The 13,918-nt window shown below is 72.3% G+C and carries 1 protein-coding gene (only partly in view); it reads right to left on the bottom strand.

Annotated features, from left to right (window positions below; genetic code table 11):
- On the bottom strand, window positions 1-13,918 hold the start of the coding sequence (locus HNR10_RS28885; RefSeq protein WP_179829012.1) for a WXG100-like domain-containing protein. The gene continues 15,602 nt to the left of window position 1, outside the view; 13,918 of the gene's 29,520 nt are visible here — the first part of the coding sequence; the start codon lies at window positions 13,916-13,918; its stop codon lies off the left edge, out of view.

Below are 13,918 nucleotides of genomic sequence, written 5' to 3'. Positions count from 1 at the left end.
ACTCCACGTCGGCGCCGTGCCTCCCCTGGCGCGAGCGGGAGGGCGCGGGGTCGACGGTCAGCTCCACCCGGAGGTCGCTCACGAACTCCTCGAGGGCGCCCTTCAGTGACACCTCGCTCTTGCCGGTGGCCCCGTCACTGACCGAGTAACCGGTGGAGCGCTGGTTGTGGGTTCCGCTGACCGAGACGCTGAACACGGGCCCGATGACCGCGTCCTCCGGGGTCAGCCCGTAGGCGGCGATGTTGAGCGATCCGCCGACGCCGGCCGTGGAGGTCGCAGCGCCCTTGCGCGACGTCTTGGTCTTGTGCTCCGCCATGCTCTTGGTCTTGACCCTGGGCGCGCTGTCCGGCCCGTCCTTCGCCGCCGCGGGACCGGTCTCGGGCGCGGGGCGCCAGGAATCGCCCTCGGGCGACAGCTCCAGGACGACCCGCCGTCCGCCGTCACCTCGCGGGATGGTGAAGGCGTGGCCTCCGGGGACGAAGTAGGGCCGGGAGTCGCGCGCGAAGTCGGCGCGCACCTGCCGTTCGACGGCGTTGAACTCGTCGCGGGAGAGCCGGTCGCCGAGTTCGGCCCGGATCCGGGCGACGAGCCGGTCCGCGGCGGGGCCGATCAGCGGGGAGTCGATCTGCCCGCTGCTGAACAGGTAGTTCAGCCTCCGGCCGGCGCTCGTGGCCGGGGCTGGGGCGGGGGTCGAGGTCGGGGCAGGGGTCGGGACCGACGGCGTGGCGGTCTCCACGCTTTCCTGGTTCCGTCCACGCCCGGGAACGCCGTCCCTCTGCTCCGGCGGCCGGACCGGATCGGTGGCGTTCCGGCTGGTGCGCCGGGGTGGACGCGGCGGGACCACGGGGGGCTTTGCGCCGCGCGTCGTGTCGGTTCCGGCCGGCCGGGAGGAGGCGGGCGGTGCGTCGGTGTGCCCGGGCCGGTCCCCGGAAGCGGGGTCGACGGTCACCGGGGTGCGCGGTGGCGCGCCCGGCTCCGGACCAGCGGACGCGTTGACGTTCTCCGGGGCCTCCGGGGTCTCCGAGGTGCCCGGAATGGGTGCCGGAACCGCGGTGACCTCGACAGCGGACACCTCCTCGCCCTGACGGCCCTGATCGTCCCGCTCAGGGTCGTGTCGGGAGACCTCCACCGTTGCGCCATCGGGGACCCGGCCCTCGGCGCCGCTGGGGGTACGGTCCTCGGCACCGCTCGCCTCCCGGGAGTCGCCAGGCGCGCCGACGGTGTGCGTGTCCGGGTCCGGCCTGCCGGTACGGACGCCGCCGGGCTCCGTACCGGTGGGGCGCTCGGCGACCGGAACCGGGTTGAGCACGCCGCCCCACGAGTCCGCCAGGGATGGCGGCGGCGCGGTGGCGGGAGCGGAGACGTCGGGGCCGAGGGGAACGAACCGGCGCGGGTCAGAGGCTCCCTCGACCGGCTCAGGGTCGAGATAGGACCGGTCCAGCTCGGCCGCGTCCGTCGGCTCCGTCACGGCCGCGGCCACCGCGACTGCCGCGGGAGGCGCGGCGGGATCGGCGGAAGCCGTTACCGGGTTCCGCTGTTCCTCGGCCGCGTTCTCCGCCTCCTGGGCGGGCCCGAACTCCGATGGAGGGCTCTCGGGGTCCGCCGTGAAGGGGGCCAGTGCTCCCGTTCCCTGCGGAGCCGCCTGTTGTTGGGACGGCGCCGCCGCAGCGGGCGCGGTGCCGGCGGTTCCGGGCCTGCGCAGGGGCACGCGCCACTGGATGAGGCGTTCCATCGCGGGACGCAGGACACCCTCGTCGGCCCATGCGGCCACCTGGGACTGCACCTGGTCGCCGGTCAGCCGGACTTCTGGATGCCCCGGGACGGCCACCGTGAGGGCACGCGGCGGCGCCTGATGGACGACCTGGTCGTATCTGGCGCCGAGGATGTCCAACGCGGCCCGTTCCAGCACGGGTCGCGGCACGGAGCCCAGACCGCCCAGCACGGATCCCGGCCGCGGACCGCCCGGGGGCACTAGGCCGGCGGCGACCGCCGTGCGCCCGGCGTCGGGCAAGGAACCGATCCATTCCCGACCCGTCAACCGCACACCGACGTCGTGGAAGACACGGAGCCCCTCGACCAGCCGGTTCTCGCCGCGCCACTGCTCCAGCCGAGTCTCGATCTCACGCGCCGAGAGAGCAGGGCGCCCCTGCCTGGCGGGGATATCGGTGAGCGGACCGCGGCCGGCGGCGCCGTCACGGCCCGCGGCGAAGACGGTGATCGCGGTGCTGCCGTCCGCTGGGTCGTTCGAACCGGACAGGCTGTGAGCGAGTCTGGCTATCGCGGGCTCCGGAAGCGCGTCGATCATGGCCGAAGTCGGCACACGGGCCATGACCAGACCGGCTGCCTCCTGCGCGAACGCCATCGCCCGCGCCAGTCGTCCGTCGGCCCGCCAACCATCGACCTCGGCTTCGAAGGCGGCGCGGGCTTGGGCGGCGCGGGCATCGGCGCCGGAGTCGGCGGCGTGCCTGCGGGCCTCGGCCACTCGGACATCGGCCGCGCGAGCTTTGGCCTCGTCACCCTCCGCGCGGGCCTGCGCGGCGCGCGCCTCCTCTTCACGGACCGCGCCACGCGCCGCGGCGTCCTCCGGAGAGACGAGTTGGTCGGCGACCCGGTCGGTGTCCCATCCGCGGACGAACATGTCGAGGGTCAGGGCGAAGCGGTCGAACACCGCGAATCGCGCCGGATCGTTCGCGGACAAGCCGGGTTCGAGTATCTGCGCGAAGCGGGACCTGCCCTGGTCGGTCAGGTAGGCCCATCGCGGTGCCACGTAGTCCGACGTGCCGTGGTCCATGACCGAGGCGATGGTGTCGGCGTACCGGGTCCGCAGGAAAGGCTCCTGGATGCTACGGGAACGCCCCCCGGAGAACCGAGCCCAGCTGTTCGTCATCAAGGCGCCGTCGGCGCGCACGGCATCGACGTCCCTACGCCAGCGGAAAACCGACTTCGGGTCCTGGTACTCGTCGATCAGCCCGAGCCAGTGCGCGGTCTCGTGGATCGCGCCTTCCACCGGGTGCCCATCGTGCCAGTTGCCCATGTCCATGCCCGGGATGTCCCGGGGACCGGACACATCGTCGATGTGGCGCACGGTGGGCGTGGCGTGCACCTGGTCCGCGGGGGTCTTGTCGTCGGCGAATACGAGGTTGATGTGTAACTGGTCCCCGGTTCCGGGCAGCCGCTCGGAACCGGGCACCCTGATCGCTTCGCCCCCCAGGTCGTTCGGGTCCCGGACGCTGTCCTTGCCGAACAGCGTCTCGACCATGTCCGAGCCCAGTCGGTGCACCACCACATCTTTCCCACCGACCTCCTTGACGAGACTCCCATCCCCACGCAGTCGGAACCTGCCGTTGAACGTGGTGTCCAGCTTCCTGGCGTACTCCTTGAGGTAGGCGTCGAACTGCGTCTTCGTCATGCTCAGGTCGCGTTTGGGCCGCACACGGAAGGTGATCTCCTGGATATGGGTCGGACCGTCCTTCCCGGCCTTGGCGCGATACCGCTCGGGGATCGGGACCCGCCGGTGCTCGAACCTGCGCGCACCCACCCACTGGGGTTTCATGTCCGCCCGGATGAACCTCGGCACGCCCAGGTCCGTGTTCTGCGCCACCACCAGCGCCGGGTCCTTGACGTCGCCGCGCTCGTCGACGTCGTTCTCGCCCAGCGGCCGAGCCGCACGGGCGGACCTTTGGATCTCGGCCCTATCGGCGCTCGCGTGCGAACCCACATGGTGGACCGGTGTCGCCGCCCTGGCGGCCTCCCACTCGTCCTTGCCCGCGCCCCGCCATCTCGCCGGGTTGCCCACCACCTTGTGTTCATGGTCCGAGAGCGGGACCTCACCCTGGGGATCGGCCCACCGCCGCGCCGGCCGCGGCGCCGCCATCGTCTCGATCCGGTCCAGAGTCCGCCGCGCCACATAGGGGTGGTCCTCGCCCCGCGCCGGGTCCCCGTCCAGCATCCCCAGCCGACGCAGCACCTCACCGATCCCCCGGACCCTGGGAGCACCGGTGGAGGCGGGGGTCTGCGCACCGTCCCCTGACGACGGCACCATGGACCAGGTCAGAGTGGCGTTGACGTAGCTGTTCGGATGGTCGCCCTTCAGCACCACGACGGACACATGGAGCTGTTCACCGCCGCGCGGCAGCACGTACTTGCGGTTGAACAGCGCCTCGGCATACCGCTTCACCTCCGCGGTGACCGCGACCGCGGTCCGTTCGTCCACGCCGTCGCCCGCCACGGCGCGCACCCTCAGCAGGACATGCCGGAAGGACGCCGGACCGCCCGTGTCCGCCTGATCGCCGCCCCGGACGACCTCGACCGAGGAGAACGCGAGGAACTGTGCGTCGAACGCCACCTCCGCGCGCATCCGACCGCGGAGGGTGTCAACCTCGACGCTCAGCGGCGGGTCGTCGTCCGGCGGTTTGAGGACGTCGGCGAGGTCGCGGGAGAACCGGCGAACCTCCACCTTCGGCTCGTCGTCCCCCCTCTTGCGCTTCCTGTCGATGTTCGGGCCGAAGTCGGGAAGACCGTCCCGGACCGGCGCGGCGTTCTCGATCCGCTCCAGCGTCTGCCGCGCCACGAACGGCTCGTCCCGACCGCGCGCCGGATCATGGTCGAGCAGCCCCAACCGCCGCAGGAGGTCGCGTGTCCCCCGGCCGTCGGCCTCCGGCCCGAGCGCGGGAAGCGGCGACCCGTCGGTGGCGGACGGGACCCGGTGCCACACGACGTCGGCGTGGTAGGGCTGGTCGGGCTTCGCCGATTCCACGGACACGTGCAGCTGGTCACCGCTGTGCGGCAGCGCGTACTTGCTGTTGAACACGTCCTCGATGCGCCCCTTCAACGCCACGGTGGCCGCCATCGCGGCGTTCAGGTAGGCGTTGTCGGCGGCGGCGTTCTCGTCCACGGCGCGCATGCGCAACCGCACGTCGACCTGGCGGACATAGCGGCTCGCCGCACCGTTCTCACCAGGGACCTCGATCACGGAGGAGACGAAGAAGGGGCGGTGGACCGCCACCTCCGCGCGCATCGGGCCTCGGGGGGTGTCGAGCTCGACGCGCACCCGGGAGGCCGATCCGTCGAGCTCCTCGACGAAGGGCTGGGACAGCAGCCGCTCCGACCGGTCCGTCCCCTCCCGTGGATCGAACTTCGGCAGGTCGTCCCGCACCGGCGCCGGATCACGCAGAACGAACCGCGGCCCACGCCCTCCGCCACCGGCGCCGCTTGACGCCACCGAGGAGTCGGCCACCGAAGGCCCCGCTCCGGTCGCGGGACTCGCGGCGAGTTCGGCCGGCGACGCGGCAGGATCGCCCGGCCGGTGGTCGACGGGCGGACCGAACGCCGGGGCGTCGACCGTGTCCGGGATCCGTGCGGATCCGGCCGTCGATACGCCGGATCCCCGGGGTAGCGGAGTGGAGGCGGTCTCGGGGTTGCCCTGTCGCGTCGCGAGCGCGGGTGCCCCGTGGCCGTTCGTGCCCTGCTGGGACGCGGGCGGCTGCGGGGTCGGCTCGGTCGTCGGCTTCTGGGCGGTCGCCGTCTGCTGGTCGGTCGAAGCCTGCTGGTCGGCAGGTGTCGTCAGCGTCGGCGCGATGGTGTCGATCTGGGCATCGGTGATGGGGGCGCCGGCCTGCTGGAGCACGCGCAGCGCGTCGCCGACGCCGAGGTGGCCGCTCCAGACGAGGAGCTGGTCCTCGACCTGCTGTGCGGTGAACCGGGCCGGGGGGTGTCCCGGGACGCTGACCGTCAGGTCCGGCATCGGCACCTGGTGGACGAGCAGGTCGTGCACCGACGCGAGGATGTCCAGCACGGCGTGTTCGGCCACCGGCCGCGGCAGGGCGTCCAGCCCGGCGGGCGACTGGGACTGCGGGGCAGGGGTGGTGTCGGGTGTCCCGGGCTCAGGCGTGGTGCCGCCCGGGGGCAGCAGGTGCAGGACCCGCTGACGCTCCGGATCGGGCAGGGCGTGGGTCCATTCGACGCCCAGCACCGTCATGTTCTCGCCGAGCGCCTGGAAGCCGTCGAGCAGCCGCCCGTCGCGGCGCCACTGCTCCAGGCGGTTCCGGGCATCGGCGGCGCTGATGGAGGGGTGGTGCCGCCCGGCGGGGATGTCGCCGATCGGTTTGTCGTCCTGCACACTGTCGCGGGCCGCCCCGAACACGGCGAGTGCCCCGGCGACGGCGGCCTGGTCGTGGGAGCCTGCCAGTGCGTCGCCGAGCCGAGTGCGCTGGGCGTCCGGTAGCACGTCGATGACGGCCGCGAAGGGGACCTCGATCCCGTAGCGGGCTACGAGGTGCACCAGCAGTGCGAGCCTCCCGTCGGCGCGCCACTGGGCGACGTCGGCGCGGTAGGCGGCGGGGTCGGCGACGTGCCGTTCGGCCTGTTCCGGGTTCCAGCCGCGGACGTGTTCGTCGACGGCGAGCGCGAAGTGCTCGAAGACGGCCGCCGACCGCGGATCGGTTTCGGGGACGCCGGGCGCCAGGGCCTCGGAGATGAACGACGTGATCTCGGCGGGCAGGTCGGCCACCCGCGTCGGCGGTGACTGGGCCGACGAGCCGTGGTTCATGACCGAGGCGATGGTCGTGAGATAGCGGTCCTGGATCTCGGGGTGCTGGACCACCGTGTGCGTGTTCCCGGCGGTCTGGAGCCAGTTGTTCCCCATCAGGCCGAAGCCGGGGCGGACGCTGTCCGCGTCGTCCCCCCAGCGGTGGACGGCCGCGGAATGCGGGTAAGTGTCCGACAGGCCGAGGAGGTGCAGGGTCTCGTGGACGCGCGCCTGCACCGGGTACCCGCCGTCGTACCAGGTGTTCGTGTTCATGACCTGGTCGGTGTACGGCTTCGACAGGTCCCAGGGGACCACGGCGATGTCGTGGTGTACCTGTTCCTCGGATGTGGAGTCGTCGGCGAATTCGAGGGTGACGTGGAACTGGTCGCCGGTTCCGGGCACCGGGTCGGCGCCGAGCGCCTTCGCCTCCTTGCCCTCCAGGTCCGGGGCGTCGGGGTCCTGGACGCTCCCCCTGCCGAACAGCGTCTCGAACAGCGCCGTGTCCATCCGGTGCACCACCGCGCCGTGCTCGTCCACCATGGTGCCGTCGCCGGGCAGCCGGAACCTGCGGTTGAGCATCCGGTCCAGCGTGGTGGCGTAGTCCATGAGGTACTGGGCGTAGTCCGCGTCCGACATGCCCTGATAGGGGCGGATCCGTGGCCGGAAGGTGATCTCGGTGATGTGGGTCGGGCCGCCGGGAGTGCGGCGCTCGGACGGGATCTCGACGCGCCGCGACTCGAACCTGCGCTTGCCGTACCACGAGTCGCTCAGGTCCGCCTTGATGAACTTCTTAAAGGCGCCGGGGTCGGTACCGGGGACGTCGGCGGTGATCGACGGATCCTTGGGCGCACCGTTCTCGTCGAGGTCGCCCTTGCCCAGGGGACGGGCGGCGCGAGCGCCTCTCCCGATCTCGTTGAAGTCCGCGTTCACGTGCGGCCCACCCACGATGCGCACGTCCGCGGCGGCGCGGACGTCTGCCCACTCCGGCCACGTCGACGGGTCCACCAGCCCGGTGTGCTCCTGAGCGGGAAGGTCGCCCGCGGGGTCGGACCACCGGCGCGCGGGCCGCGGCCGTACCATGGTGTCGATGCGGTCCAGGGTGCGCCGCGCCACGTAGGGCTCGGTGTAGGTCGAGGCTGCGTCGGGGCCGCGCCCGGGGCCGCCGTCCAGCATCCCCAGTCGGCGCAGGACCTCGCCGATCCCCGCGCCGTCCGTGTCCGTGGCGGGGGTGGTGCCGGGTTCCGGAGGTGCGTCGGCCGCGGGAGCGGGGCGCCAGGTGACGGTGGCATGGACGCGTTCCGGCGGGGTGAGTAGATCCGCCGGGACCACGCGGACGTGCAACTGCTCGCCGCTGCGCGGCAGCACGTACTGGTTGTTGAAAACGGCCTCGACCCGGCGGGCGAAATCCAGGCGGGCGTCGCGTGCGGTCGTGGGGAAGACGCCCGGCGCACGGTCGAACCTGACCGTCAGTGTGATCTCGCGGACGGCGGACGGACCGTCGTCGCCTTCGCGGTCGAGCGTGCTCAGCGTGGACTCGAAGAAGCGGTTGTCGATCCGCACGTCGCCGTACACAGGCGCCGAGCCCGCGCGAACCCCGACGGTCAGCGGAGCGGCGTTCGGGGAGACCCCGTCGAGGGCGGCCGCGTACAGGCGGGAGACCTCACGGATCACCGGCGGGGACTCGGTGCCCCGCGCGTCCGGTCCGGGTAGTCCGGTCTGGCGCGGCGCGGGGTCGGTCGGCCGATCGTTGGCGGGCGGCCCGAACACGGGGGTGTCGAGGGCGCCGGAGTCCGAGGGCTGCGGAGTGGCCGGGGTCGGCGAAGGACCGGGGGCCGGGGGCGGCGGGGCGGCGTCGTCCGGTGTTTCCGTACCGGAGGGTGGAGGTGAGGGGGCGGCGGCCGTCGAGGGGCTCACGGGAGAGCCGGGCATGAGGCCGCGCGCCCGACCGGCCCGCGGAGCGGGCGCGACTGGGTCGATCTCGACCACGGAGAGGTCGCTGTTCTCGCCGTCGGAGTCGGACAGGTCGCTGTCCTCCTCACCGGGCGTCTCGGGCAGCGCAAGGGGATTGGTGGGCCCGCCAGGCCGATGGGCCGCGGCGCCCTCATCACCGGAGTAGCCGTACAGATCGTCGGAGTCGTCGTCGTTTCGCGGGTCATCGGCGGGAAGCGGGTCTTGGTGTGCCGGGGGCGCGGCGCGGTCGCTGTTCTGGGTCGGAGTGGCATCGGGTACCAGTCCGGCGGCACGGGCGACGGTCACCATCTGGGCAGTGCCAGGGGCGGTCAACCCCAGGTGACGGCGGACTTTCCTGAGCGAGCTGTTGACCGCTTCTGGTTCCTTGTTGAGTCGCTTGGCGATCTCGCCGTTGTCCAGTCCGGCTCCGGCGAGGGTGAAGACCGCGTATTGGTGGTCGGTGAGTGTGTTGATGCTGTCGAGTGCCTCGGTGAGTTGCGCGGGCGCGAGTGGTTCGACCTGTTCGGCGAGCGTGAGGTCGGCCCGGGCTGATTCCGGGGTCGGTCCGGCCTCGCGGGCGGGAAGAACACCAGAGCCGAAGGCGTCACCGTGAAGGCCGCCGAGAGAGCCCTGCGGCCGAGGGGCGGTATCGCCAACCGCCTGATCGCCGTGGTGGGCATCGCCGAAGGGGTCGGTCCCGGCCGACTCCGGACCCAGTCCGGCCGCGCGGGCGATGGCGATGGCAGCGGCACGGGAATCCTTACGTGAAGTCAGACCCAGTTTCGCGTAGACCTCCCCGATGTAGAGATTGACCGTCTTCGGTTCCAGATGATCGAGGCGTCTGTGGATCGCATCGTTGGGCAACCCCCGCCCGATGAGGCTCAGAACCGCGCGCAGGCGAACCGGGAGCCCCTTCACGAGGTCGCGGGCATGAGCCTCATCGATCGGCGCAGCACCCGGCTCACCGTGGTGGGCATCGCCGAAGGGGTCGGTCCGGGCCGACTCCGGGATCAGTCCGGCCGCGCGGGCGATGGCAATGGCAGCGCCACGGGAATCCACATGGGAAGTCAGACCCAGGCCCGCGTAGATCTCACTGACGTATCTATTGATCGTGCTCGGTGCCAAGTTGAAGTGGTCGCGGATCCTACGGTTGCTCCACTCCTGCTCGATGAGGCTCAGGACCTCGCGCCTGCGAGGCTCTAGCCCCATCACGAGTCTGCGGGCTTCAGCCTGAGCGATCGGCGCAGCACCCGGCTCAACCTCGCCAAGAGAGTCCTGCCGCCGAGGGGCGGCATGGTCGACCGCCTGATCACCGTGGTGGGCATCGCCGAAGGGGTCGGTCCGGGCCGACTCCGGGATCAGTCCGGCCGCGCGGGCGATGGCAATGGCAGCGGCACGGGAATCCCTACGGGAAGCCACACCCAGGCCCGCGTAGATCTTACTGACGTATATCTCGATCGTCTTCGGTGCCCGCTTGAGGTGTCTGCGGATATCAGGGTTCTCCCACCCCTGCTCGATGAGGCTCAGGACCTCGCGCCAACGGGGCTCGAGCCCCATCACGAGTCTGCGGGCTTCAGGCTGATCGATCGGCGCAGCACCCGGCTCAACGCCACCAACCCCCTGCGGTGCAGGACGGCCCCCCTCCCCACCACCACCCGCGACCACACCACCATGAGCGGGAAAACCACCAGAGCCGAAGGCGACACCGCCAGGGCCGAAGTCGGCCGAGTCGAAGGGGAAGTCAGCCTGGTCGTCAAGAAAGTCAAGGAAGGTTGGATCGGGAGGGCTGTCCACAGAGGCAGGATCACCGAATGCATCAGGCATAACCTCATCGATCGGCGCAGCACCGGCCTGCTCACCCCCGGGGTCATTGGGGGCGTCGGGGAGCTGTTCGGGGTCGTAGGGGGCCATGAAGACCTGGGTCTGTGCGTCTTCGGCGGTGTGGTGCCCGATGTCCTCCAGCCCGTAGCGGTAGGTGAGGTCGGCGACGACCTCCTCGATCGTGCGCTGCCGGTCCTTGGCCGACTTGGGTTCGACCAGGGCGCTGAAGTCCGGTACGGCCGGACGGGTGCCGCCCCACGGATCGTCGGGATCGGCGGGGGACGGCGATGGCCGAAGGTGTTCGGGGGTGTCCGCGTAGAGGTCGTGGTCAAGGTCGTCCTCCACCTTGGTCCGCGATGCCGGGGCTTCGTCGCCTTCGGTGGCGGGATTCGCCCGAACGTCCGGGACCGAAGCCGCCGGAGCCGCCGCGGGCGTCTCCACGGGACCGCGCGGCGGTGCGCCCGCCGGCGGCGTCCCACCGGTCCGGCCGCCGCCCTGCAGGGCGTTGGTGAAGGTCGAGATGATGGACGGCGCGCCGTCGGCCCTCTCCGCTCGCGTGGAGGCGGGCCCCGGCCGCGCGTCCGGCCCGTCACCGGAGCGGTCACGGGTGTCCGCGCGGTCGGTTCCGTCACCAGCGGGCGCCATGTCGTCGGTACGGCCCGACGAGGTGTCCCGAACCGGCGCCGCACCCGGGTCGTCCCCGTTGACGCCGGCGGTGTCGGGCGGCGTCTCCGGCGCGTGGGGCCTGTCCTGGGTCGGGGACTCCGCCTCTGGCGCGGAATCGCGGTGCTGTGCGGGGATGTCGGACGGGTCCGGGCGGGTCCCGCCCGCGTCGTCGGCGCTCTCGGTGACCGGCCGCGCGGCAGCCTCGACGGGCGCGTCCACCGACTCGGTGCCGTCGGGATCGGCGACGGGCGTCCCCTCCGGCGCGGGAACCCCGTCCGGCCCGCTCTCCGTGACCGGGGTGGTGTCGCCGGGCGTGCCGGAGGCGTCGCGCTCTCCCGACGACGTCCGGGACGGCCCCGGGGCCGGGGCGCCGTCGCCGCGCGGGGCCGATCCGTGCCGGGTTGCTCCCGTGCCGTCACCGCTCTGCGCGGCCGGGGGCGCACCCGCCGTCGCGGGCGGAGCGCCCGTGAACCCGCCCCCGGTGACCGGAACGCCGGACGGGTGGTCGTGCACCGCGTCGGTGTCGACCGCATCCCGCGGCGTCTCGGCGTCGGGAGCGGCGACGACGTCCGCGGACCCGTCGACGGGCCCGTCGACGACGAGAGTCGTGTCCGCGCCGTCCTCGAACCGGGACACGGGCGGCTCGTCCGTGCGCGGGGGCGGGGCGCCGGTGTCGGACGCATCCGGGACGTTCCGGCCGTCGAGGGACGGTTCAGGATCGGGAGCGCGGTTCGGCGCCGCCCCGTCGCGGCCTGTTCCCGTGTCGGCGGTGTCGGCACGCGGCGGCGGTTCGGGGGCATCAGCGGACAGCCGGGGCGGGGCGGCGGGAGCGTCCCCACCGCGGACGGTCCCGTCCTGGGGTGCACCGGGCGGCGGCGCGACCGCCGGGTCGTCGCTCCCCCGAGCCGTGACGGGGACCTCGGGACGCGACGATATCTCGGGCGAGGGCTCCGGGCGCGCGCGCTCGTCGGTGTCGGGCACGTCCCTGCCCCGGGGGGCATCGCCGGGGCCGCGGAGATCGGTGTCCTCGGGCTCGAAGGTGCCAGCGCCTCTGTCGGAGCCCGTCGCCCCCTCCCCGTCCTCGGGACCGTTGACCCGCCCGGGACCGCCCTGGCCTCCCCCGCTGCCGGAACCTCCCCCATTGCCGGAGCCACCCGTGCCTCCGCCGCCGACCGGTGCATCGGAGCGGTCGGTGCCTCCCGCGGGGTCCGATTCCATGACCGGCGGGGGCGGGACGTCCGTCGTCATGTTCGACCTGAACAGGTTCTCCAGTCCGTCCAGACCCTTGAGGCCGCCCAGGACACCGCCCGTGGTGATGGCCACGCTCGCCGCTCCGGCGACGGCCGACATGCCGTTCGCCTCGAACTCGTGGTCCTCGGAGAGGGCCATGTTGCTGAACCCCTCCCCCAGGTAGTTCGACCCGGCCGCCTCGACCATGTTGGTGCCGAAGTGCGCGGCGCCGCGCTGCCAGTTGTCGGCGAAGTCCGTCAGGCCCCTGACGGTCCCGTCGGGCAGGGTCCGGGACAGGAAGTCACGGGTCTCCGGCGACAGCGTCCGGCCCCCGGGGCCCGTGGGCGCGTCGTCCAGCACCCGTGCGAGGGAGTCGCCGATGTCGCGCGTGCCCCAGTTGGTGATGAAGGTGTCGGCGTAGTCGCGGCCGAGGTCGCGAGCGGCGTCGCGGCCGAGCCGGTCGCCGAGGTTGCTCTCGAACACCCTGCCGATGTCGTCGCGGAACCGCGCCGTGGTGGCGACGTTGTCCCACGGCTTCGGGTTGCGTCCGAAGGGCTGGACCAGGTCGGGGACGTTGCGGGAGAGGACGTCGGCCATGTCGTCGGCCAGGCGCGGCGGTATGTTCCCCGTCCCCGGGCCGGGACCCGTCTCGGGGACGTCGCGTGTCCCGGAGGAGGCGGGCGGCACCGTTTCGGGCGTTCTCACCGGGGGCGGCGGGCTGTTGACGTCCGCGACGTTGGTGCGGGGCGGCGGTACCGGCGCCCCGTCGCGCCCGCCCGGGGGCGGTTCCGGGGTCGGGTTGTCGCGCGCCACAGGCACCGGAACCGTGGTGTCCTCGCCGAGGGGACGCGGGCCGCCGAGGCCGGCGTCGTCGCGGCCTCCCTTGGGCGTCGGTGTGCCCTCGCCCCGGTCGTCCCCACCGATTCTCGGCGGCGGCGCCCCGTTCCCGGGAAGGTCCTCGGGAACCGGCCTGCCTGCGCCAGGCGTCGGCGCGGGGTCCGGCCCGTTCTTGAAGTTGTTCTTGAGGATGTCGCCGAAGGTGTCGGTGATCCAGTCGGCGAACCTTCCACCGAACCAGCTGAGCCCGGCCCCGAAGATGCCGTCGAAGAATCCGCCGAGGCCCGCCGCCGCGCTGAGGTCGTCGTCGTTGACCTCCTTGTCCCCCCGGGCGATCTGGAGCCGCTGGATGAGCTGGTCCATGGTCATCGCGAAGGAGACGTTGACCAACAGGTGCGTCAGCAGCGTGGTGAACAGGAAGTTCAGCAGTCGCTGGATGGCCAGGCTGGCGATCCGCTTGAAGATGGGGATCATCGTCAGGCTCGCCCCGAAGGTCACCTTGGCCATCGCGATGGCCCAGGCGATCTCCACGGCGAGCTGGATCAACTGCCCGATGATCATCCACTTCACGTACTCGACCTGGTTGGCCGCCTTACGGACGAAGTCGCCGAGCTGGTGGGCCGCGTCGGCGGCGGCCTTGACGTAGTCGGTGTCGCCCGTGGTGAACTTGTCGATCGACTCCTCGAAGTAGTCGGCGGCCCGGCTGTCGAAGGTGCTGCGCACCCGGCGCTTGACGGAGGTGATGAGCGGGGGAATGTCGATCTCGATCCGGTCACCCGTCCGGTCGAGGGTGTCGGCGAGCGCACGCAGCCTCGTCTCGTCCGCGGTGAACCACTGCGAGCCTGTCAGCCCGTAGAAGAGGTCACGCAGACCCGACGGCAGCTCCAT

The organism is Nocardiopsis aegyptia, assembly GCF_013410755.1.
GTDB classification, from domain to species: domain Bacteria; phylum Actinomycetota; class Actinomycetes; order Streptosporangiales; family Streptosporangiaceae; genus Nocardiopsis; species Nocardiopsis aegyptia.
Note: the sequence above shows the minus strand (reverse complement) of the source record. Positions and strands in the feature narration are given on the sequence as shown.